Origin of the sequence: Veillonella nakazawae (genome assembly GCF_013393365.1) — a bacterium.
Classification (GTDB): domain Bacteria; phylum Bacillota; class Negativicutes; order Veillonellales; family Veillonellaceae; genus Veillonella; species Veillonella nakazawae.
Genome location: NZ_AP022321.1, coordinates 1,154,477 through 1,179,126 on the forward strand (window position 1 = coordinate 1,154,477; position 24,650 = coordinate 1,179,126).

The window sequence follows — 24,650 nt, forward strand, 5'->3', positions numbered from 1 at the left end:
TATTTTTAGTATGCTAAATATGAATACAACATGTATAACAGAACATACGTATCATACACAAAACATTATTTATGGTGTATAATTTGTATACTATTAAATAAGAACGGCCTAAAGTTGTACGATATGAACATAAGTACGAGGGGTTGTACCATATGTTCTACATGTTAGTTAAAGGGGTTTATTATGTTTATGTTATCATTAATGCAACCATCAGGGTTGTACGAACTGGAGAAGGACAGTTTAGAAGCCATTAGTGCTCAGCTCTTGCAAATGATACAAATGAAGAGCTATCATCTATACACTCATTCTATCCAAGTTTCAAACTATGCAGTTAGTATTGCTGCTAAGATGGGTTTACCATTAAATGAAATTGAGCAAATTCGCCACGCAGCTTTACTTCATGACGTAGGGCTTTTAATGGTACCTAATGCATTAATTCAAAAATCTCCATATCTTAACAAGCAAGAAATGTCCAAGTATAAACAACATGCTGCGAGTGGTGCCAATATGATTGAAAACTACCCATGTTGTCAACAAATCTTGCCTTATATTCGTTATCACCATGAAAAATGGGATGGCTCTGGTTATCCTAAACATTTGCGTGGTGCTAATATCCCATTAGGAGCTAGAATTATCGCTGTAGCAGATTATTACGATACAACAGTGAATCCTTCTACTGAATTTTGGGCAAAAACTAAAGCTAAAGCTAAAGAAGAACTCTTTAGTGCATCTGGCTCCCTTTTCGATCCAGATGTAGTAAAAGCATTTATCGATGTTCTTGGTTAGTCTCATGATTAAGCGTTCACCTTAAGGTGAACGCTTTTTTTATATACTTAAAAACTACCACTAGCTAATGTTAATGCATCAATTTTACAAGGTTTATATGCTCTAATGACCTTTGCGACGGCTTCGATCGTAGCCCCTGTAGTATATATATCATCTACGATAAGTATTGTCTTATCCTTTAATTCAATATCTTTATAGTTAGCGCCAATGACAAAGGCCTCCTCAATATTTTGATGTCGTTCCTTATTCGTTAACGCCCACATATCATTAGAAGTATCAAATTTGTATAAACAGTCTAACCAAGCAAAATGTTTATTATCTATATTTTGTAAAGATTTAGCCCACTTGGTAAAAAATAAATCAACTTGGTTATATCCTCTCTTAGCTTTTTTCCTTTCGCTAGACGGAACAGGAATAATATAATCATAAATAACAGAGCACTTGCTATTAACAATATGAAACTCATCATATTTCATGTAAAAGTTGTACGATGCTAAAAAAGGAGCAGCCCCTTTGGACTGCTCCTTTTTTTCATTAAATTTTACATCGTATATCATAGACTTTAAACCACCACGATAATCCGCCAGCACACATACATCATCTACATAATGCAAAAATTTTTGTGGCACGTGACGGATATGTAATAGATCTTTAAAACAAGTTTCACACCAATCCCCTTGCGTTGCTACAGAAGTCCCACAGTGAGGACATACAGGTGGAAATAGGAAATCCCAAAGACTCATTACGAATCACATCTCCCTTGTAGTCGTTCTTTAAACAATGTATATCGTTCATCACCGTTTACGGTACGTACAGCACGTTCTACGGCACTTGTAGTACCCACAATTATAACCTTCCGTTTTGCACGCGTAACAGCTGTATACAATAAATTACGTTGTAACATACCACCATAACGTGGAACAAATGGAATGATAACTACACCATATTCACTACCTTGGCTCTTATGAACCGTAATAGCATAAGCTGGCATAATCATATGTGCTTCGTCGATAGGTAGACGAACCTCTTTATGGATAAATCGGATGCAAATGTCTGTTCGTGTAATGGCATAAATTACACCAATTTCACCATTGAAGACTTCTAACTCATAATCATTGAGGATTTGAATAACTTTATCCCCTACACGGTATGTAATACCATTAACGCGTGCTTCCCCTTTTAAACTATCTGGAGGATTAACTGCTTGTTGAACATATTGAGAGATCAAAGTACTCCCTGCTTCACCACGTCGCATAGGAGAAATAATTTGAATATCTAATTCATCCTCAATATGCTCCTGTTCTCGTTTATATACATCTATGATAGCTTTCATCATCATATCGTAAGACTTAACAGGTATAAAGGAAAACTCTTCACTTAGACTATCAAGTTTTGGCATTTCACCACGGTTAATAGCATAAGCGCTTTCTACAATAGTGTTACCAGAACTTTGCCGATAAATCTGATTAAGTCGTGTATAAGGAACACAATCACTATCGAGTAAGTCTTTTAATACAAAACCTGCTCCAATAGGTGGCAATTGATCAACATCACCTACAATAATGACATGAGCTTCCTTTGGAATGGCTGCCATTAACGAATAGAATAAACGTACATTGAGCATAGATGCTTCATCAATGATGATAACATCAATATCTAATGGATCATCTTCATTCTTAGTAAAGTCGTAAGAGTCACTTCCCTGTACGGGTACCAACAAACGATGTATCGTTGTTGCTTCAAACTCAGTAGCCTCTGTAAGTCGTTTAGCAGCACGTCCCGTTGGAGCACAAAGAATAATTCGCCCTAATCCACCAAGTTGAAATCCTTTTACCAAAGCTTTAATAATGGTTGTTTTACCAGTACCAGGACCACCAGTTATTAGGGAAAGCTTTTCAAAGAAAGATAGCTGTATAGCCTCTTTTTGGGCCTCCCCAAATGTAATATGATTATCAACTTCAAACTTTTCTATAAAGCTAGGAATATCAAGAGATATCGGATCTGCTTCTAATAAGAAGTCTTTTGTATAATGAACGCTTTCTACTTCAGACACATACATTTCTGGAGGGTAAATATATAGGATATCTTCATAATAAGTACTATATAACGCACCTTGCTCCAAGAGGCTTTCAATAAAGTTAGCAATATCATCTACATCAGTTTGTAATAGATCATCTAAACGACCAATAAGTTGATCAACAGGCAAACATGTATGCCCTTGATTATCTAAACTGCGTAAAATCCATTCTAAACCAGCCTCTAAACGGCGAGAGTCACTGCCAGTAATACCTAAATGTTCCGCCAGTGTATCAGCCGTACCAAAGAGCATATCTGGTGCTACACGTAACAAAGTATAAGGATTATCTTCAATAACAGCCACAGACTGAACACCGTAATAAGTGTATACAGTTCGACTCCATTTAGACGAAATATGGTGACTTTCAAAAAAGTGATTTAAATCGGATAAAATACCTTCACCAAGTAACGTATTAAATAGTTCATCCTTAATACTTTTTCGAAGACCAGGAACATCCTTAATTTCTTCAGGACGTTCCTCTCGTAAAATTTCTAATATACGAATACCAAAATAATCAAGTACCTTTTCTACGGACTTTTCACCAAAACCTTTAATCCCTAAGTTCATTAAGTAGGTCTTTGCAGCACCCATATTATCAGGTTTTAACTTCTCTACACTAGTAGCATCAAATTGTCGACCATATTTTTCATGTTCTACATAACGGCCGCGAACTTCGATATCTTCCCCCTCTTTAGGAGACTCAAATTTACCAGTACAAGTAATGTATTCCTCATTATAATCTTTAAGGACAAACACGCAATACGTACGTTGTGTATTCTCATATATAGTTCGGTATACAAATCCTCGTATGGCGTCCATTATTTCTCCGTATTAGGTAAGGCTTCAATAATTTCTTGTACCGCATCGGTAATGCTGCCTTCATTACCGATTTTAATATGTGCCACTTCTTCGTATAAAGGGTATCGTTCTTCATATACATTAAAGATATACTCGATACTTTCTTTTACAAGTGGACGAATTTCAAGATCCAAATCATCTAGGATATGATTTACATCGCGGTTAACAAATACAACAAGACCATTATTGCGCATTAACTTTACTGTTTTGTCATAGGTAACAGTACCACCACCGGTAGCAATAACAGATGGCTTATTATGAATTAGTTCTTTAATTGTACTGTATTCATACTCGCTGAAAGCATCTTTACCATCATAAATATAAATATTTTGTACAGATTTCCCTACTTTATCTTGAATTGTTTGATCTAAGTCGTAAAAGTCTCGGCCCAATTCTTTGGCTAACATTTTACCAACTGTAGTCTTACCAGCTCCTGGCATACCGATGAGAAAAATATGCTTATGCATATGCTCTTTTAAAAACTCATTGCTCATAGAAACAACAGTCTTTATATAATTTTCAACATAAGGTGATAACGTTTTATCTTTGCAATTTGCAGTATGCAATGCAACAATACTTTCATCACGCGCTTCATCTACTAAGGGTAAATGATGTTCATCTTTATATTTACCAATTTCTTTGATTAAAGATAGTCTTTTTTCAAATTCAGCGACTAATACAGCATCAATGCTATCTATTTGTTTACGAGCTTCTTTAATATCCATGAGAACCCCCTTATTATGCATTAGCCAAAATAGCTAAAGCCTGTTCTTCATCCACCTTCATTTGATCAATAAGATCTTGTAAGTTATTAAATTTAACTTCGCCTCTAATATAGGAAATAAATTGTACAAGAACTGTTTTTCCATATATATCTTGGTCAAAGTTAAACAGATGTACTTCGCATCTATGGTACTGATTTTTAAAGGTAGGATTATCCCCAATATTACCTACCCCATCATACCAAATGCCATCAATACACACGCGATTAGCATACACTCCATCTGGAGGTGTAGCCATTTCATTAGGAAGTAATAGATTTAAAGTAGGAAATCCTAATGTACGACCTCGTTGATCACCTTTTATAACAGTCCCTTTAAATTGAAATGGTCTTCCAAGCCAATGCGTGGCATCTTCTAAACGCCCTTCTCGAATCGCTTTTCTGATTTCAGTACTTGAAATAGGTGTACTAAGACCATCACAAGGCAATAAAGGCTGTACTAGGACTTGTATATGCTTATCAACCAATGCTTGTTTCATATATGTAGGATTACCTAATCCTTTTGCACCGAATGTAAAATTCTCACCTATTACGATGGCTTGAACATTCATATCCGTACAAAGAGCATCTAAAAATTCATCAGCACTCATTTGAAGTAGTTCTTCATTCATAGGTAATCGCAAAATATAATCTACATTCAAATCATCAAGAACGGTATCCATAACCTCTTCTTGAATAACCCTCTTCGGAACACGTTCTGGATGTAGAATTGTCAACGGATGATGTTCAAAGGTAATGATAATGCTAACACCATTAACTGATGCAGCTTCTTCAACAGCCTTCCGTATAACTCGTTGATGACCTCGATGAATGCCATCAAAGGTACCTAGGGCATATACTTTTGTATCTTTGATTTGACGTAGTTCATCAAACGAATGTAATTGCTTCATACTTATCCTTCAATAAAAATATTTTTTTCCACCTTTAATGTGTGGTTTGTTCGTTTCATAATACCAATGAATCCATGAGGACCATAGGCTCTATAATAATGATCTGGTTTGGTATAGGAAAATTCACTATCAATAGATAATTGTTTACCTTGAACCATCATCTTTAATTGTACACTATTTACCGTTACTTTTGAAAGATGTGAAACTGCTGTATCCGTTGGTAACAATAGGCTTTCACCATGAATCATCAGTTCCTCAGCCATTTTTGCAGAACCAATATCAAAGGGCCCTACTTGAGTACGCGCCAAAGATGTCATCGTTCCTGGTATACCTAATGAAACACATATATCACGTAATAATGAACGAATATAAGTGCCTCCAGAGCATGTTACACGAACTGTAAAATATGGAAATCCATACGCTAGAAGCTCAATATTTTTTATATGAATTTTCCGTAATGGCAATTCTACAGAAATACCTTTACGGGCATATTCATAAGCACGAATACCATTTACTTTAATAGCGGAATATTTTGATGGTCTCTGATTTTGAACTCCACAGAACGTATTCAATGTATTGACTAATTCTTCAAAAGTCGGCTTTACTATAGCATCAGAAAGTTCTGAACTTTGAGACGATTCATTTAATAGAACGCCATCTCGCAATATCATGTCATTATCAGGCAATACGGGTTGACCTGAACTATCTTCAGTATCTGTAAAAGTCCCAAATTTACATTCTGCCACATAGGTTTTATCAAAACCATCAGTGTATTCAATAAGTCGCGTAGCCTTACCAAGAAATACTGGCAATACACCATATGCCATAGGATCTAAAGTACCACTATGTCCTATGCGCTTCTCTTTTAAAATGCGGCGACAAATGGCAACAGCATCATGACTTGTTATTCCAGGAGGTTTTAAAAATGGTAAAACGCCATCCATTATTTAATCACCTCAATAAGAGCTTGTTTTGCTTCCTGTAATGGTAAATTAATGGTACAACCGGAAGCTCGAATATGTCCGCCACCGCCAAAATTGCTAGCTATAGCATTCACGTCGGTTCCTTTAGAACGCAAGCTTACTCGCGTTCTATCATCAGCTTCAGCTTTTAATAAAATAGCTATATCAACAGTATCAACGTTTCTAATAATATCTACAAAACCATCCGTATCATCCCCAAGAATTGTCATGGCTTCACGATTCAACTCGATTGTAGCCACGGTGTTATTCTTGTAAAACTCGATAGTTTGCATAACTTGTTTTGTTAATTCAAGACGACTGGCAGACACAGCTTCAATCGTTTCAGAAATAACATTAGGTCTAGCACCAGCTGCTACACATTTTGCAGCCATTTCTAAAGTATTGGCTGTGGTATTACTGAACTTAAAGAAGCCACAGTCTGTAGCAATAGCCATATATAATGCAGTGCCCATCGACTCGGTGATAGGCCAATTCCATTTCGTACATAAGTCCGTAACAATTTCACCTGTAGCAGCAAATTCTGGCTTTAAATATAGATGATCCGCAAACTCCGTATTAGAAATATGGTGGTCTATATTAAAAATAGGTGCACTCCATAGTGCACCTACTTTGCCAATTCGCTCATACGTGCTAGCATCCAATACCATTAGCATATCAATATCAACAGGATTTGTTTCAAAATACGCTACATCATGGATGTGGTCCGTATATCGTAAGAATGAGTACTTTTCAGGAACTACATCATCCACTACCATATATACAGTTTTACCTTGCCCTACAAGGGCTTCGTAAAAGGCCACCATGGACCCGATAGCATCACCATCAGGTCTAACATGGACGGTTAGCATAATAGAATTAGCTTCACACAGAGCCACATGTAATTGATTAATAGTAATCTTACTCATGTTCTCTATCCTTTGTGTTAATTTTTTTCTTCGTCCTTTTTGATTTCATTCAAAAGGGATTCAATATGCATGCTATAGTCTAAAGACGTATCCTTATCAAATGTGATAGAAGGAATATGGCGCAACTTAAGCACTTTGCCGAGCTCAGTACGAATGTGGCCTGCTGCATGCTTTAAAGCGATAAGAGTATCTTCTTTTTCCTTATCGGAACCAAACAAGGAAACGTAAATTGTAGCCTCTCGTAAATCACCGGTTACATGAACATCGGTAATAGTAGTAAAGCCGATGCGAGGATCTTTCAATCCACGCATCAACATTTGACTTACCTCTTGTTTGATGAATTCTTGTAATTTTCTGACACGAACGTCACTCATATAAACCTCCTATATTTGAGGTGCAACTTCTTCCATCAAGTACGCTTCAATTACGTCGCCTTCCTTGATGTCGCGGTAACCTTCTAAGGAGATACCACATTCGAAGGATGTTTTAACTTCTTTTACTTCGTCTTTGAATCGACGTAAAGAGTCAACTTTACCTTCAAATACAACAATACCATCACGGATCAAACGTACTTCAGAATCGTTAGTAATACGACCTTCTGTTACATAAGAACCGGCAACAATTGCTTTAGGTGTAGAAATAACTTGACGTACCTCTGCACGACCAACGACAACCTCTTTGAATTGAGGCGCCAACATACCACGCATCGCAGACTCAACGTCATTAATAGCATCGTAGATTACGCGATATGTACGAAGGTCAACTTTTTCATTTTCTGCGGCACGACGTACATTTGCATCAGGACGTACATTGAAGCCCATAACGATGGCATTAGATGCAGAAGCCAACATGATATCGGATTCATTAATAGCACCTACTGCAGCATGAACGATAACGATACGTACTTCAGGATTTTTAATACCTTCCAAGGATTGACGCAATGCTTCTACAGAGCCTTGAACGTCTGCTTTAATGATGATATTAAGATCTTTTAACTCACCTTGTTGAATTTGATTGAAGATATCATCCAATGTAACTTTGTGAGTAGCTTGCAATTCTTGAACGCGTTGTTTAGCAATACGTTTTTCTGCGATTGCACGTGCTTCGTTATCATCCATACCATTGATGATTTCACCAGCTTGTGGAACTTCTGAGAAGCCCAAGATTTCTACTGGCATAGAAGGACGAGCTACTTTTACCTTTTCACCGCGTTCATTTGTCATAGCACGTACTTTACCATAAGCAGTACCAGCAAGTACAGTGTCACCTACGCGAAGGGAACCTTTTTGTACTAATACGGTACATACAGCACCACGACCTTTATCAAGTTGAGCCTCGATAACTACGCCGTAAGCTTTACGGTTAGGGTTCGCTTTTAATTCCATAACTTCTGCTACGAGCAAGATATTTTCGAGCAAGTCGTCGATACCTTGTTTTTGTTTAGCAGAAACTGGAACCATGATTACATCGCCGCCCCATTCTTCTGGTAAAAGTCCATGTTCAGACAATTGTTGTTTAACATGGTCTGGGTTAGCACCTGGTTTATCCATTTTGTTGATAGCAACAATAATTGGTACATCTGCAGATTTAGCATGGTTTATGGCTTCAATAGTTTGAGGCATTACGCCATCATCAGCAGCTACAACGAGAACTGCGATATCTGTAGATTTAGCACCGCGAAGACGCATAGCTGTAAACGCTTCATGGCCAGGAGTATCAAGGAATGTAATTTTATTGTCGTTATAACGAACTTGGTAAGCACCGATATGTTGAGTGATGCCACCTGCTTCGCCAGCTGTTACATTAGTTTGACGAATTACGTCCAACAAGGATGTTTTACCATGGTCAACGTGACCCATGATAGTAACAACTGGAGGACGAGGTTTTAATGTTTCTGGTGCATCTTCAATCTCAATGATATCAGTAGGATCTTCTTCAGGTTCTACTTCTGTTACAGTTACACCAAATTCTTCAGCTACGATTGTAGCAGTATCAACGTCAACCTCTTGGTTAATGCTAGCCATAACACCTAAAAGCATCAACTTTTTGATGATTTCAGATACTTCGCGGCCCATTTTTTCGGCTAACTCTTTAACTGTTAAAGGACCGGATAATTCGATTTCCGTAGCAATCGCTGCTTCAGCCTTACGTTCAGCCTCAGCTTTTTGTTGTAAGTACTGTTCATTACGATGTTTTACGCGATTCTTTTTCTTTTGCATAGATGTAGATAACAAGGATTGAGGACGGTTGTTACCACCTTTTTTATTTTTCTTGTTACGACGATCATTGTTATTAGAATTGCGGTTATCATTGTTTCGATTATCGTTATTGCGATTATCATTATTACGCGCATCATTAGGACGACCATTGTTATTGCGATTGTCATTATTGCGATTATTATTGTTAGGGCGGTTGTTAGCGCGGTCACCAGATTGTTGGTTACCTTCGGATTTACGTGTAGGTTCAGAGATTTGTACATGACGTACATTGCCCTTTTTATGGTCATTTTGTTTAGATTGATCGTCTTGTTTTTGACCACCTTGTTTTTGATTATCCTTTTTGTGTTCGTTAGAACGATTTGGATTTTGTTGTTTATGTGGTGCAGCTTCTTGTTTATGAGCTGCTGTTGCAGCAGATTTTTGTTCTACCTTTTGTGTAGATTTAGGTGCTTCAGATTTCTTACCTAATTGTTTTTTTACAATATCATAACCTGAATCATCTACAGAATTCACTGCTTTCGTAACATTAATATTATGTTGTTGCAAGATAGAAATGACCTGCTTACTTTCTACGCCGAACTCTTTTGCGATTTCATGGACGCGCTTTTTGGACATCTACATACCCCCTTATTATCGATCAATCTCTTTTACTATTGCCTTTGCAAACCCATCATCTAGTACGGCGACTACAACCCTAACTTCTTTACCAATGGCAGTTCCTAACGCCTCTTTATTGGCAATACTATGAAGTGGAATCTGATGTGTTTCTGCTAATTGAGTATATTTCTTTTCATTGTTGGCTGCACAGTCACCAGCGAGAAGTACCAATTTTGGTTCCTTTCTCTTTATAGCCTTTTCTACGATAAAATCACCAGAAATAACCTTGCCTGCTCGTTGTGCTAAACCTAAGAGATTCAAAATTTTATCTTCATTCATGTATATCAGTGATTACTCATGTTCTTGTAAATCACGTTGTAACGCTTCGTATATCTCTTTCGATACACTATGCTTTAATGACCGTTCTAATCGTTTTGCCTTATAGGCTTGTTCAAAGCACGACATGGATTCACATAGATAGGCTCCACGTCCTGGTGCTTTACCAGTGCGATCAATACTGATGTTACCGTCTGGGCTCAAGGCTACGCGAATCAATTCACGTTTTACCTTTGGCTCACCACATCCTACACAGGTGCGCATAGGTTGGGATTTCGGTTTCATGACTATTCTCCATCCTCAGCATTACCAAAACCTGCAAAAGGTTCTTCAGCTGCTTGAGTTTCACTCTTAATATCGATTTTCCAGTTAGTTAATTTGGCTGCTAATCGAGCATTTTGACCAGCTTTACCAATTGCTAAGGATAATTGATAATCAGGAACTACAACGTAAGAGGATTTTTCTTCTTCACTTACATCAACAGATACAACCTTTGCTGGACTCAAAGAGTTTGCGATATAAATTGCTGGATCTTCATCCCATTTAACGATATCAATCTTTTCATCATGTAACTCATCAACGATATGTTGTACACGTTGGCCTTTAGGACCTACGCAAGCACCTACTGGGTCAACATTTTCATCGCGGCTATAAACAGCAATCTTAGAACGCATACCTGGCTCACGAGCTACGGATTTAAGCTCTACCACACCTTCATAAATTTCTGGTACCTCTAATTCAAAGAGGCGTTTTAATAAACCAGGATGTGTGCGGGAAATCATGATTTGAGGCCCTTTCGTAGTTTTCTTAACCTCTACGATATAGCATTTAATACGATCTCCTTCGCGATATGTTTCTGTAGCAATTTGCTCAGTAGGTGGCAAGATTGCTTCTGTTTTACCTAAATTGATAAATACATTTTTACCTTCAACACGTGTAATAACGCCAGTAATGATATCGCCTTCACGGCTATAGTATTCTTCATATACTACGCTGCGTTCAGCCTCTTTCAAACGTTGAATAAGCATTTGTTTTGCAGTATGGGCAGCACTACGGCCAAAGTTAGCTGGAGTAACATCGACTTCTACTACGTCGCCAACTTCAAAACGTTTGTCAATTTTGCGCGCTTCTAACAAGCTAATTTCTGTTTCTGGCAATTCCACAGTTTCTACTACTTGTTTTTTAGCCATTACTTTATAAACGCCTGTTTCACGGTCAATCACAACGTACGCATCTGGATTAGATGTAGGTTCTTTGCGATATGCTTGCAACAATGCAGCCTCTAAGGATTCAAAAATAACCTCAGGAGCAAAACCTTTTTGCTTTGTAAGCACCATTACCGCTTGAATTAATTCTTGACTCACTCGTATGCCTCCATATATTAAAAATCAAGATGTAATCGAATTTGTGCAATGGCAGACCGTTCGAATGTCATGCTTTCACCATTGATAGTAAAATCGATAGTTGTGTCTGTAAAACCTTCTAATACACCAGTAAATTGCTTACTGCCATTAATCGGTTTAAATAGCTGGATATCAACATCACGACCATTATAGCGAACCAAATCCTTATCCTTCTTAAGAACTCGATCTAGGCCTGGAGAAGATACTTCCAATAAATAGTTTTCCGTAATTGGATCTTTTTCGTCGAGCACAGCACTTAGTTTTTCGCTAACCAACTGGCAGTCATCCAAATCTACACCACCTGGCTTGTCGAGATAGACACGCAAATACCAATCGCGTTCACGAACGTAATCTACATCGACTAGTTCCATTTCGGTGCCGGCTATAATACCTTCAACTACAGAGGATACAAATTCCTCTACTGCTTCTCTCTTCATAGCCATCGCCTCCTTTATTACTACATCTTGTATATATCTCTTGATTACAAACACCTTAAAATTAGGCTAATCATAAATGAAAGAGTGGACATAAGCCCACTCTTTTAAAAGATTTATATAAAAGTCATATATAGTATATCACATTTACTGTGTATATACAAATTCTACGCTTTCTTATGGGCTTTAACCAAACATTCCCACTTAGATTATTTCATGTAATATAAAATAACTCAAAAAATAGCATAGTCACACTTTACAATTATTAGTCAACCCGATCATTTAATCCTTTTAATATAGGTCCTAGATGCTCACGAAGAACAGCTGTTAAATCAACTAAATTTTTAGCATCTAAATGATGGTCTATTTCAGGATAGTTTTTATAGCGAAGCTCTGCAAAGTACTCATCACGTAATTCGTTATAATATAGCAATAATCCAGTACATTCATCCATCTTACGATATTCACCGATAATAAAAGAACCATTAATCATCCGAATTCCGTGAGCTGGATCAACATCACATATAAAACCTTCCAATTCTTTAGGCATGACCTCGGAAAAATTCCATTCAGGTATGCCTCGGCGACGGTATGTAAAAGTAAAGTTATTTGCTGGCTCGATTAACATATTAGTTAAACCTTTGACACAGCGATCTTGTAACCCCTTCCAGAACGATTCTAAATCAGCACGCACAAACGAAATATCCACAAAGGAAAAGAGTGGCATTTCAATATGAACCGTATAGTCCTCTACCTCTTTATCATATAAGGCAGACCATCGCCACCCTAGATCATTTTGATAATGAAAAATAGGTACCTTTAATACCTCTTCACCTGCTGTAATGCGTTCAAGTAGCGCAGTGTAATCAGATTCATTGGATGCTACTAAGGTAAATCCCCCAATCTGCTGAGGCAACCATGAATAATCTAATGCTTTACAAGCTTCAATAATCGTTTCCATATAATGCCTCATATTTCTGTTGATACTGTAAAACAGCTTTTACATAGCTACGTGTTTCTGGAAATGGTATAGTATCAACCATGCCATTCCATTTATTCTCATTAAGCCAGGATTCAACATGGCCACGTCCCGCATTATACGCAGCTAACGCCTGCACCTCATCGCCATTAAATTCTTTTAACAAATGGCCTAGATACCATGTTCCTAACTCGATATTTGTTTCAGGCTCTTTTAGCTGACGATCTGTATAATTACCATGACCAACTTGTTGAGCAACCCAACGTGCTGTATCTGGCATGAGCTGCATCAATCCAAGAGCACCTGTTTCAGACTCAGCAGTATTCTTATATTTGCTTTCAGCTAAGATAACACTAGCCACCAAGGATGGTGGAACCTGTTCCTTCTCAGCTGCAGCCATCACTACATCTCTATAGTTAAAGGGGTACGCCACTTGACGCGCTAAAGGATCATCTAAATGAGTAAAATAAAACCACCCAAGTACGACGCACGATAACGCCGTTGCCGTTGCACGTTTCATAAATCCCCCTTTCTACATATAACTACTATAACATTTACCATAATCTAGCTGTAACCAAATGCTAGGATACTATAATACTAAATTTCATGGGCTTATTATACCATTTAATACTATTTTTTATATACTAATTTTGACACATCTATTGTTATTATTGAGGTTTTTGTAAAAGCAGCTCTAGACGGTCACTCCAAATTGTATCTAATTGTGTGGTCAAAGCCTGAGGCGTACCATTGTTATCAATGATTACATCTGCATAGACACGTTTATCATCAAGCCGCATTTGACTATTAACACGAGCAAGAGCATCCTCTCTCGTATATCCATTGCGACTCATTAAACGTTCAATTTGAGTCGTTTCATTCACATATACGAGCCACACCTCATCCATCATGGTAAACCACTCCCCCTCTATGAGTAATGGAATATCATAGATTAAAATCGGTGTATTAACCGATTCATATTGAGATGTTTGTTCCAAAATACGATTGCGTATATGTGTTTTTAGACATCCATTTAACAATTGTCGTTTTTCTTCATTGTGAAAGACAATAGCGCCCAATGCTTCACGATTTAATGTACCATCATCATGCAATACATTAGAACCAAAGGCATCCACAATTGCTTCTAAACCTTCAGTACCAGGCTCTACTACCTCACGAGCGACGATATCTGCATCGATATAAGGTATCCCTTTGTCCTTAAAATAGGTAAGGACTGTACTCTTGCCCGATGCAATACCACCAGTTAATCCTATTTTAAACATATATGCCTTCTATTTTTAATAAGCTAATATAAAAAACTATTATTTAACTAACGCCCAATTTTCCGCATGATGTACATCTACAATAAGAGGTACTTGTAACTCCACAACAGATTGCATAGTCGTACGTAATAATTCTTCTACTGCTTCTAATTCAGAATTGACCACTTCTAATACAAGTTCGTCATGTACCTGTAATAAAAGACGAGATGTAAAGTTTCCATCTTCTAGCTTTTTCTCGACTTGGTTCATAGCCAACTTGATAATATCAGCAGCTGTGCCTTGAATTGGTGTATTCATTGCCGTACGTTCTGCAAAGGAGCGACGGTTAAAGTTACGGCTGTTAATATCAGGCAATTCACGTTGACGGCCGAACATAGTACGAACCTTACCAGTTTCATGAGCTTCTTGAACCATGCGATCCATATACTCTTTAACCTTCGGATAACGGCTAAAGTATAAATCAATATAGTTTTTAGCTTCACCCCGTGTAATACCGAGGTCACGAGACAAGCCAAAATCAGAAATACCGTAAATGATACCGAAGTTAATCGCCTTCGCATGGGAACGCTCTTCACTCGTAACATCCTCTTGAGATTTTCCTAGTACCTCCGCAGCAGTAAAACGGTGAATATCCTTGCCGTCAACGAAGGCTTTAATTAAAGCCTCATCGCCAGACAAGTGAGCTAAGATACGCAACTCAATTTGAGAGTAATCGGCACTGACCAAAGTATCGTACCCTGCACCTGGATAGAATAAGGCACGAATTTCTCTACCCTTTTCAGTACGGACAGGAATATTTTGTAAGTTAGGGTCAGAAGAGCTAAGACGTCCTGTTGCGGTAACCATTTGATTAAAGGTCGTATGAATACGCTTAGTCTTATCATTAATAAGAACCGCCAAGCCTTCACAATAGGTAGATACTAATTTTGCTACTGAACGGTATGCCAAGATTTTCTCTACAATCGGACTTTCATGACGAAGCATATCAAGTACTTCTGCATCAGTAGAATAGCCAGTCTTAGTTTTCTTAATGATTGGTAAGTTCATCTTTTCAAACAAGATAACACCCAATTGTTTAGGCGAGTTAATGTTGAAAGTTTCCCCTGCGATATCGTAAATCTCTTGCTGTACTTGTGCTAGTTCCTCTTTAAAACGAGCCGTAGTTTCAGCTAATTTTTCTGTATCAATATAAATGCCATTTTTCTCCATTACTACTAAAGTATGAATCAATGGCAACTCAATTGTTTCATATAGAGACCAAAGCTCTTCACGGCGTGCAGATTCACAAGCTACTTCGTTCATAGCGAGTAAAGCTTTTACCATAGATACGCATTCTACATCTACACTACCACTAGCAATGCTTGGCACGGAGAAACGTTCCGTTAAATATAGATAACCATAGTTAGTACGCGTAGGATCTAACAAGTACGCAAGAAGAGACATATCATGGACACGAGCAGTTTTATCATCGTTAAATAAAGAAATCTCGGCTGGTGCATCTTCACCAAAGGCTTCAATAATCTCTTTAGTTTGAGTAGTAACGATAGCATTTGCCCCTTGTAAAACCGCTAATACAGCTTTAGTATCATCTGTTTTTACAATAGTATCACCATTAGATAAATACACATTCGTTACTGTTCTAAATGGGGTTTTACCATCTAGCACAACATGTATTGCCACCGTTTTATCTGTATAGAAATCAGAGGTTAAAGCCTTAGCATCTGCTAAATCATCTAGAGAAATTTCCTCTTGTGGAGCAAATAAAGAACCAGGATCACCAAAATCAGCTTCCTCTCCGCCCATTACTTGTACGATACGAGGCGTTAATTTAGTAAATCCCAAGGTTTCGAATAAAGGCTGTACCTCAGAGGTATGGAAATTTTGTACAAAATCTTCAACCTTGTAAGATAAGTCCATATCTGTCTTAATGGTTGCCAATTCACGAGATAAAAATGCTAAGTCTTTATTTTCTACGAGTCGCTCTTTTAATTTCTTACCGGAAATATCTTCGATATGGTCATATACGGACTCAAGATCACCGTATTCTGTAATCAATTTAAGAGCCGTTTTTTCTCCTACACCTGGTACACCTGGAATATTATCAGAGGAATCACCCATAAGGGCTTTCATTTCGATAACCTTATCAGGACCATAGCCATAGAGTTCTTCCATGTTATCAAGAGTAACCTCTAACATATCAGAAATACCTTTTTTAGTTAAGAACACGTGACTATGCTCTGTAACGAGCTGGAGATTATCGCGGTCACCAGTAATAATTTGAACAGCCATCTCTGATGTACCAAATTTCTTACTTAAAGATCCTAGAATATCGTCCCCTTCAAAGCCTTCTTCTTCAATAACACAAATACCTAAAGCTTTTAATACATCTTGAATAAGACTAAACTGTGGACGTAAATCCTCTGGTGCATCTGGACGATTGCCTTTATATTCGCTGTACATTTCAGTACGGAACGTCTGACGACCTTTATCAAAAGCTACTGCAATATAATCAGGATTAATTTCTTCATACAATTTGATGAGCATTGTTAAAAAACCATACACCGCATTCGTTGGAGTCCCCAAAGCAGACTTCAACGGTGGTAATGCAAAAAATGCACGGAATAACAAACTACTGCCATCTATAATCATTAATTTTTTCATAATACACCTCGCTTAATTCTATCCTTTATTATAACATAAGGGAGCTAAGTAACTTTTAAAATCAAAATAAATAACTAATTACAACACTAGCAAATATATTAATAATCTTGATTTCATAAAACAGACTTATATGCTATAGTTAAATAACAATAGAAAATGTTTTATACTTCATATTAACAAGGAAAATATTGGGCTGAAAAGTCCTTGCGTATCAATATGTGGTATGATATAATCATTCAGGTATAAGAAACGATTTTTAAGGAGGTGACTCAATTGCCAAACATTAAATCCAGTATTAGAAGCGTAAAAACGGATGCTGAACGTCGTGCGAAAAACGCCGCTGTAAAATCTCAAATCCGTACAGCAAGTCGTAAAACCGTAGAAGCTGTTCAAGCAGGCGCAGTAGAAGAAGCAAAACAAGCACTTGTTCATGCTACTAGCGTAATTGATAAAGCAGCCTCCAAAGGTGTACTTCATAAAAACACTGCAGCTCGCAAAAAATCCAACCTTGCAGCTAAAGTAAACGCTTTATAATTTTAAAAGCAAGTAAGACAGTCTCTCGGATTTCCGTTGAGGCTGTTTTTTTATGCCCTTTTTTATATAATGATTGTTTCGTTTTTTATACAGTTATATTTTATTACACCCTATGGGCAGATTAGAGGACTATTACTATGAGAACACTATTATTAATGCGTGGTGCTCCTGCTAGTGGTAAGTCTCAGTGGATTCGTGACAACAATCTTGAGGCTTACACCTTAGAAGCCGATCATTTCCGTATGCTATTACGCAGCCCTTCCCTTGGTGAAAACGGCTGGTATATTTCACAAGAGGATAATGGTCCGGCCTGGGAACTCCTATTAGATTGCTTAGAGAAACGAATGAGCAATGGCGACTTTGTCGTTTTAGATGCTACCCACACTACATCTAAAGCTGTTAATGCATATAAAGAATTGCTTAACAAATATAAATATACTGTATATTACTACGAACCAGATACCTCATTAGAAGAATGTTTAGCTCGTAATGCTACACGAACAGATTACAAACGAGTACCTGAGCAAGTTATACAACGCATGCACAAGATGATTAAAACAACTACATTACCAAAATTTTGTAGGAAAATAAATTCTATCGATGAAATCAACAATTACTTTACTGTAAATTTAACGAATCGATATGAACGAGTGCGTGTCATCGGTGATATTCACGGCTGTTACACGGCATTACAACAAGCTATCACTCCATGGGATGAAAAAACACTGTATATCTTTTGTGGCGACTATTTGGAGCGCGGTATTGAAAATAAAGAAATGATGTACGAAATGATGCGTCTTAGTACATTGCCTAATACGATTATGTTGGAAGGTAATCACGAACGACATATTGCAAACTTTGCATTCAATTCAAACTTAGATCATTCCAAACGATTTATGAAAGAAGTAGTGGCACCTATCGTAAAAGATATGACGAAAAAAGATGTAGAATCACTTCAACGAGAATTACGCCTCTTTTATAAATCACTTCGTCAATGCTATCCTTTCAGCTTTCATGGCAAAAAATATTTAGTATCCCATGCTGGTCTTTCCTATGTACCTAACATGACCTTTATAGCTACCTCTACCTTTATAAATGGTTTTGGAGCTTACGAAACAGATATTGCTAAAATATATGATACAAATTATGAAAAAGGAATGTGTCAGGACTTTATTCAAATTCATGGTCATCGCGGTGTTCCGGATGGTAAATGTTCCTTCTGCTTAGAAGGAGAAGTAGAGTTTGGTGGAGAACTCAAATACATTGATATTACTGCAGATGCTTTTACTAAAAATGGTATTAAAAATGATGTGTACGATAAAGAGTACATGCGCCATGAATACCAAAACATGACACAACATGTCATTTTCACGCAAAATGAAGATATTAATATTTTAGGTAATTCTAAATTAGTAAAAGTAAAAAAATGCTCCCCTAACCTATATTCCTTGAACTTTACCTCACGTGTATTCCACAAACGATTATGGAATGAAAATACAGTACAGGCTCGAGGGTTATTTGTTGATCGCATGACAGGAGATGTGAAATTACGTAGTTATAATAAATTCTTTAATCTCAATGAACGACCAGAAACTGAGTTAAATAATTTAGCTAATACTCTCTCCTTCCCTGTAGAAATTCGAACTAAAGAAAATGGATACCTCGCTATTCTTGGTGTTATTAATGATGAGTTAGTCTTTGCTTCTAAATCTACTACAGAAGGTATGCACGTAGATCTGTTTAAAAATTTATTCCAAAAACTACCTACAAGCTTACAAGAAGAAATCAAAGAGTTATTAAAACGTAATAGCTGTTCTATGATGTTTGAAGTCATTAGTCAAGAAGATACACATATTATAAAATATGACCAAGACCATCTTTATGTACTTGATATGATTCAAAATACGTTAGATGTAAATGGCAAGCATATTGATGTATCTTTCTCTAGGGAGCGACTAGCAGAACTAGATTCCATCCTTAAAAAGTATGACACTCAGTTAATATCTATTGTAAAAACAATTCAACAAGTTAATACAATGGACGAACTGAATAGCATCATAAATAAGGAACTTAATTCACATCATGAGTCTGAAGGATTTGTACTAGTTGATAGCAATGGCTTTATGACAAAATTTAAAGGTCCTTATTATAATACTTGGAAGCACCGACGTAACCGGATTCTAGAACCATATCAACAAAATGGTAAAATTCCTTACGAAAACTGTAAAAACGAAGATGATAGAAAATTTGCAGATTTCTTGAGTACACTAGAATATGATGTAGTTTGTAAATCCACCTTACTAAATATAAAAGAAATGATGGAGCGTAAAGGCTTGCTATAATTAAATAAGAAATATACTTCTATAAAGTAATCATAACCACCCGTAGAACGGGTGGTTTGCTCTGACCCTATAAGGGTCTTTCTCTAGTGGTGGCCCTCTAAAGAGGGCATTGAATGATCTGACAACCACTCTATTACCACTGGCTGACCCCTACTCGGGGGCTTTTATTTTGCCTATTTTACTGGCTCACCCGTAAACGGGTCGGTATATTCTTTAAAGTTTAATGTATCTTGCGCTATATCCTCTTGTTGTTGATTGCGAATATACTCTTTTATCGCTCCTTCATATCGTCCTACCGTATCCACATAATATCCTCTACACCAGAAATGTCTATTTCCATACTTATATTTTAAATTTGCGTGTTTATCGAATATCATGAGGCTACTTTTACTTTTTAAATATCCCATAAAACTCGATACGCTTAAATGTGGTGGTATCGTTACTAGCATATGAATATGATCCGGACAGCATTCCGCTTCTATTATCTCTACATTTTTTCTCTTACATAAATCTCGTAAGATTTTACCTACATCAGCTTTTATCCGACCGTAAATTATTTGTCTTCTATACTTTGGAGCAAAAACAATATGATATTTACATCTCCATTTACTATGTGATAAGCTTTTTACGTCATTCATTGACATTGAACCTCCTATGTTGAAATGTTGTGGTTGCCAGACCAACTTCATTCTATCACTAGGAGGTTCTTTCCTTTTCTCTAAGAATTTTTTACCGACCCCCAGTTTAACTGGGGGTTTAGTCATGCCTATTCGGCGTACAAAAAAACGATCAACTTATGATGTACATAAGTTGGTCGTTCTTTATGATGTAACTAACTATTTTAAAGATACTACCAGTTAAAACTATTTATTTTTAACTGGTAGTATCTCATATATAGCATATTATTTTGTTATTTTGAAATTATATCAGTGTCGTACATAGGTAATAATATAGATTCTGAACCTAAAAGTACAAAAAACATATTAGAAAATTATTTACTAAGTTTCTCTAAGAATGATGTTCCAATGCCCCATTGTTTCAGACCAAAGTTTTCTAATATAGTTTCCCCAATATCAGCAAAGGTTTTTCTATCGCCAAGGTCTATGGGGCCATCAATACGTGGACTATAACCAAGAATTGGTACTAATTCACGAGTATGATCGGTTCCCTTCCAAGTTGGATCGTTTCCATGGTCAGCGGTGATGAGTAGTAAATCGTCATCATTCAGTAATTGCAATAAGCCGCCTAGTTGGTAATCAAAGTCCTCAATAGCCCGTTTGTATCCATCTACATTTCTGCGATGACCATATAAGCTATCAAATTCAACAAGGTTAACCATCATTAGTCCATGCTCAAAAGAGGAGCCAAGTAAGTATGGAACAATATTCATGCCATGGGAATTAGTCTTTGTTGGATAGCTTTCATCCCATCCTACATGGGCATAAATATCTCCGATTTTCCCAACGGCTACGGTTGGTACACCTGCATCTTGTAACTCTTGTTGTACCATCTTTTTCTCTGGCATACGACTATAATCATGACGATTTGAGGTACGTACAAAACTGCCAAGCTCACCTACGAATGGACGAGCGATGATACGGCCTACATAATAATCACCAACGCAAACCTTATCACGGGTAATTTGACATATACGATATAGTTCCTCTAGAGGGATCACATCCTCATGGGCGGCAATTTGAAATACAGAATCTGCCGAGGTATATACAATAGGCTTACCTGTTTTGATGTGCTCTGCTCCCAGACGCTCAATAATTTCTGTCCCAGATGCAACTTCATTACCTAAATAACCATATCCCGTTTCCTTTGTGAAAGTATCCATTAATTCTTTTGGAAAACCTTCGTAAAAGGTTGGGAATGGAACGGTAACAGGATGCCCCATCATCTCCCAATGACCACTAGTCGTATCTTTACCAGTACTGAGCTCAGCCATGCGGCCAAAAGCACCTTTAATGCTTTCACCAGTATCAGAAATATCAGCAATTTGATCTAAGCCAATAGATTTTAAATTAGGACAATGAATCTGACCAGCCGTCGATTCAATATGACCTAATGTATTAGAACCTTCATCACCAAATTTTGTAGCATCAGCAGCATGACCGATACCAACAGAGTCCATAACTAATAGGATAATTCGTTTAAACATATATCCTCCTATTACGTAATACTATTTGAGGTACGGCATAGCAAGCATAAGGGCTGCCAAAGATTTACTATCCTTAATTTGTTCACCCTTAATTGCCTCTAATAATTCAGGCAAAGTAAAATACTCAAGCTCTACATACTCGTCGGGATCCCAATTAGTTTCACCCATAGTGAGATCTTTTGCTAAATATAAATGTAATACTTCATTACAGAAACCAGGACTTGTTGCAATAGTACCTAATGGAATCCACTCGTTAGCACGATATCCTGTCTCCTCTGCTAACTCACGTTTAGCACAAGTTAGAGGCTCTTCATTAGGATCCAATTTACCTGCTGGAATTTCAAGCATAGGCTGTTGCAGAGCATAACGGAATTGGCGCTCCATTACGATTTTATTATCTTCCGTAACAACTACAATCGCAGTTGCCCCTGGATGATGAACTACCTCTCGCCACGCTTCATTACCATTAACATCAGCTATATCATAAGTAACTTTAATTAGTTTACCATCAAATTTCATTTCGCTAGATTTTTGTATCTCTTTGCTAATTGCCATATATGATTCCTCGTATATAAAATGATTGTTACCTTATAAAACCTACTCTTCATTATAGCACAAATTATGTACACAAAAATAAGGTTCCAATAGTCAAACTAGACACGATACTCTAGACCAAAAGGTCTCCAAAATCACTTTTTCTGGTTATTTAATCAATGGATTGCTGCTAGTGTCTAACCTTATAAATCGTTTATGAACGATAACTATTAAATTATACTAGATTCTATACTCATCTTAATCAAGCTTTTTATGTTATAGGATTGCTATTAGAATCTAAGACTTTCCGTTCTACATGTTGGTGATATCTTTCACCTTATGATGTAATTATAATACACGTATCCGTGTGTGTTAATAATTAATTTAAAAAATTTTATCATAACCACCCGTAGAACGGGTGGTTTGCTCTGACCCTATAAGGGTCTTTCTCTAGTGGTGGCCCTCTAAAGAGGGCATTGAATGATCTGACAACCACTCTATTACCACTGGCTGACCCCTACTCGGGGGCTTTTATTTTGCCTATTTTACTGGCTCACCCGTAAACGGGTCGGTATATTCTTTAAAGTTTAATGTATCTTGCGCTATATCCTCTTGTTGTTGATTGCGAATATACTCTTTTATCGCTCCTTCATATCGTCCTACCGTATCCACATAATATCCTCTACACCAGAAATGTCTATTTCCATACTTATATTTTAAATTTGCGTGTTTATCGAATATCATGAGGCTACTTTTACTTTTTAAATATCCCATAAAACTCGATACGCTTAAATGTGGTGGTATCGTTACTAGCATATGAATATGATCCGGACAGCATTCCGCTTCTATTATCTCTACATTTTTTCTCTTACATAAATCTCGTAAGATTTTACCTACATCAGCTTTTATCCGACCGTAAATTATTTGTCTTCTATACTTTGGAGCAAAAACAATATGATATTTACATCTCCATTTACTATGTGATAAGCTTTTTACGTCATTCATTGACATTGAACCTCCTATGTTGAAATGTTGTGGTTGCCAGACCAACTTCATTCTATCACTAGGAGGTTCTTTCCTTTTCTCTAAGAATTTTTTACCGACCCCCAGTTTAACTGGGGGTTTAGTCATGCCTATTCGGCGTACAATCAGAACCACCCGTAAAACGGGTGGTTTGCTCACGGGCTATAAGCCCGTAGTACTAGGCCAGCGTCTAAAGGCGCTGGCTTTCACTACGTTCAAGCCGCATAGCCATTGACTCGTAACGCTCCCCTTAAAGGGGATATGTATTACTTGCTACCCTTAAAAGGGTCCTCATATTCTTTTACACTAAGTTTATCTTTCATCTGGTCATGTAACTCTTGCTCACGTATATATTTTTTTACGGTAGCTTCATTTAAACCTACCGTACTTACATAATATCCCTCGGACCAAAAGTGTCTATTTCCAAATTTATACTTTAAGTTTGCGTGTTTATCGAACATCATTAGTGCACTTTTACCCTTTAGATATCCCATAAAAGATGAAACTGATATTTTAGGTGGGATTAATACTAGCATATGCACATGATCTGCCATAAGCTCCCCCTCTATAATCTTGACGCCCTTATATTCACACAAACGTCTCAGTATTTCACGTAAACTATTTCTGTATTGATTATATATAACTTTACGTCTATACTTAGGTGTAAATACTATGTGGTATTTGCATAACCATTTTGTGTGCGCAAGGCTCTGTGTCTTTGTTGCCATATAAAATCACCTTTCTTTTGCATATAATGCGGCTTGAACACCTACATTATACTTAAGCAAGGTGATTTTTTTGTATAACTTTCGTTGCCGCACCCGCATAGCGGGTGGTTTAATGATTCGCGACTACGTCGCG

General features: G+C 37.1%; 24 protein-coding genes. 3 read left to right on the forward strand and 21 right to left on the reverse strand.

Features of this window, described 5'->3' with window-relative positions:
* Positions 1-183: 183 nt before the first annotated feature.
* Entirely contained in the window at positions 184-786 is a 603-nt protein-coding gene (locus VEIT17_RS05225; RefSeq protein WP_004693025.1) for an HD-GYP domain-containing protein, read from the forward strand.
* Between the two features lie 47 nt (positions 787-833).
* Here VEIT17_RS05225 and VEIT17_RS05230 read toward each other — a convergent pair whose 3' ends face one another.
* The 16 genes from VEIT17_RS05230 to polA form a co-directional block, all read right to left on the reverse strand.
* Complete coding sequence (locus VEIT17_RS05230) at positions 834-1,529, reverse strand: ComF family protein (protein ID WP_178885084.1); 696 nt, start codon at positions 1,527-1,529, stop codon at positions 834-836.
* On the reverse strand, positions 1,529-3,682 hold the full coding sequence (gene recD2, locus VEIT17_RS05235; protein ID WP_178885086.1) for an SF1B family DNA helicase RecD2: 2,154 nt from the start codon (positions 3,680-3,682) through the stop codon (positions 1,529-1,531). The genes VEIT17_RS05230 and recD2 overlap by 1 nt, the downstream gene beginning before the upstream one ends.
* Positions 3,682-4,446: a shikimate kinase gene (locus tag VEIT17_RS05240; protein ID WP_105085516.1), complete on the reverse strand. Its 765-nt coding sequence runs from the start codon at positions 4,444-4,446 to the stop codon at positions 3,682-3,684. Before VEIT17_RS05240 ends, recD2 begins: the two co-directional genes overlap by 1 nt.
* A 13-nt stretch (positions 4,447-4,459) precedes the next feature.
* The gene (gene ribF / locus VEIT17_RS05245; protein ID WP_156719750.1) at positions 4,460-5,392 is read right to left on the reverse strand and encodes a riboflavin biosynthesis protein RibF; all 933 of its coding nucleotides are present in this window, start codon (positions 5,390-5,392) and stop codon (positions 4,460-4,462) included.
* Between the two features lie 2 nt (positions 5,393-5,394).
* Complete coding sequence (locus VEIT17_RS05250; RefSeq protein WP_178885088.1) at positions 5,395-6,336, reverse strand: tRNA pseudouridine synthase B; 942 nt, start codon at positions 6,334-6,336, stop codon at positions 5,395-5,397.
* Entirely contained in the window at positions 6,336-7,280 is a 945-nt protein-coding gene (locus VEIT17_RS05255) for a DHH family phosphoesterase (protein WP_178885090.1), read from the reverse strand. The genes VEIT17_RS05250 and VEIT17_RS05255 overlap by 1 nt, the downstream gene beginning before the upstream one ends.
* Positions 7,281-7,297: 17 nt before the next feature.
* Positions 7,298-7,654 carry a 30S ribosome-binding factor RbfA gene (rbfA, locus tag VEIT17_RS05260; protein ID WP_005386857.1) on the reverse strand — a complete coding sequence of 119 codons (357 nt, stop codon included), beginning with the start codon at positions 7,652-7,654 and terminating at the stop codon, positions 7,298-7,300.
* Positions 7,655-7,663: 9 nt separating this feature from the next.
* Positions 7,664-10,114 (reverse strand): translation initiation factor IF-2, encoded by a 2,451-nt coding sequence (gene infB / locus VEIT17_RS05265; protein ID WP_178885092.1) that lies wholly within the window; start codon positions 10,112-10,114, stop codon positions 7,664-7,666.
* A 15-nt stretch (positions 10,115-10,129) separates the two neighbouring features.
* Entirely contained in the window at positions 10,130-10,435 is a 306-nt protein-coding gene (locus VEIT17_RS05270; protein ID WP_119206896.1) for a L7Ae/L30e/S12e/Gadd45 family ribosomal protein, read from the reverse strand.
* Between the two features lie 12 nt (positions 10,436-10,447).
* Positions 10,448-10,717: an RNase P modulator RnpM gene (gene rnpM / locus VEIT17_RS05275; protein ID WP_105085510.1), complete on the reverse strand. Its 270-nt coding sequence runs from the start codon at positions 10,715-10,717 to the stop codon at positions 10,448-10,450.
* 2 nt (positions 10,718-10,719) lie between these two features.
* Positions 10,720-11,796: a transcription termination factor NusA gene (nusA, locus tag VEIT17_RS05280; RefSeq protein WP_178885094.1), complete on the reverse strand. Its 1,077-nt coding sequence runs from the start codon at positions 11,794-11,796 to the stop codon at positions 10,720-10,722.
* Positions 11,797-11,813: 17 nt separating this feature from the next.
* On the reverse strand, positions 11,814-12,272 hold the full coding sequence (locus VEIT17_RS05285; RefSeq protein WP_039969229.1) for a ribosome maturation factor RimP: 459 nt from the start codon (positions 12,270-12,272) through the stop codon (positions 11,814-11,816).
* A 262-nt stretch (positions 12,273-12,534) separates the two neighbouring features.
* Positions 12,535-13,230, reverse strand: coding sequence for a hypothetical protein (locus VEIT17_RS05290; RefSeq protein WP_178885097.1), 696 nt, complete (start codon positions 13,228-13,230; stop codon positions 12,535-12,537).
* Positions 13,214-13,768 (reverse strand): lytic transglycosylase domain-containing protein, encoded by a 555-nt coding sequence (locus VEIT17_RS05295; RefSeq protein ID WP_105094289.1) that lies wholly within the window; start codon positions 13,766-13,768, stop codon positions 13,214-13,216. The genes VEIT17_RS05290 and VEIT17_RS05295 overlap by 17 nt, the downstream gene beginning before the upstream one ends.
* Before the next feature lie 148 nt (positions 13,769-13,916).
* Positions 13,917-14,531: a dephospho-CoA kinase gene (gene coaE, locus VEIT17_RS05300; protein WP_178885099.1), complete on the reverse strand. Its 615-nt coding sequence runs from the start codon at positions 14,529-14,531 to the stop codon at positions 13,917-13,919.
* A gap of 39 nt (positions 14,532-14,570) precedes the next feature.
* Positions 14,571-17,192 carry a DNA polymerase I gene (polA, locus tag VEIT17_RS05305; protein WP_178885101.1) on the reverse strand — a complete coding sequence of 874 codons (2,622 nt, stop codon included), beginning with the start codon at positions 17,190-17,192 and terminating at the stop codon, positions 14,571-14,573.
* Positions 17,193-17,465: 273 nt separating this feature from the next.
* Here polA and rpsT point away from each other — a divergent pair, with 273 nt between their 5' ends.
* Positions 17,466-17,726, forward strand: a complete 261-nt coding sequence (gene rpsT / locus VEIT17_RS05310; protein ID WP_009351773.1) for a 30S ribosomal protein S20 — start codon at positions 17,466-17,468, stop codon at positions 17,724-17,726.
* A gap of 137 nt (positions 17,727-17,863) precedes the next feature.
* Positions 17,864-20,068, forward strand: a complete 2,205-nt coding sequence (locus tag VEIT17_RS05315; protein ID WP_178885103.1) for an RNA ligase — start codon at positions 17,864-17,866, stop codon at positions 20,066-20,068.
* 173 nt (positions 20,069-20,241) lie between these two features.
* Here VEIT17_RS05315 and tnpA (VEIT17_RS05320) read toward each other — a convergent pair whose 3' ends face one another.
* The 5 genes from tnpA (VEIT17_RS05320) to tnpA (VEIT17_RS05340) form a co-directional block, all read right to left on the reverse strand.
* Positions 20,242-20,706, reverse strand: a complete 465-nt coding sequence (gene tnpA / locus VEIT17_RS05320) for an IS200/IS605 family transposase (RefSeq protein ID WP_178885105.1) — start codon at positions 20,704-20,706, stop codon at positions 20,242-20,244.
* A gap of 353 nt (positions 20,707-21,059) precedes the next feature.
* Positions 21,060-22,232, reverse strand: coding sequence for a phosphopentomutase (locus VEIT17_RS05325; protein WP_178885107.1), 1,173 nt, complete (start codon positions 22,230-22,232; stop codon positions 21,060-21,062).
* 21 nt (positions 22,233-22,253) lie between these two features.
* Positions 22,254-22,787 carry an NUDIX hydrolase gene (locus tag VEIT17_RS05330; RefSeq protein WP_178885109.1) on the reverse strand — a complete coding sequence of 178 codons (534 nt, stop codon included), beginning with the start codon at positions 22,785-22,787 and terminating at the stop codon, positions 22,254-22,256.
* Between the two features lie 519 nt (positions 22,788-23,306).
* Positions 23,307-23,771 (reverse strand): IS200/IS605 family transposase, encoded by a 465-nt coding sequence (tnpA, locus tag VEIT17_RS05335; protein WP_178885105.1) that lies wholly within the window; start codon positions 23,769-23,771, stop codon positions 23,307-23,309.
* Positions 23,772-24,055: 284 nt separating this feature from the next.
* Positions 24,056-24,517 carry an IS200/IS605 family transposase gene (tnpA, locus tag VEIT17_RS05340; RefSeq protein ID WP_005380067.1) on the reverse strand — a complete coding sequence of 154 codons (462 nt, stop codon included), beginning with the start codon at positions 24,515-24,517 and terminating at the stop codon, positions 24,056-24,058.
* Positions 24,518-24,650: the final 133 nt, after the last annotated feature.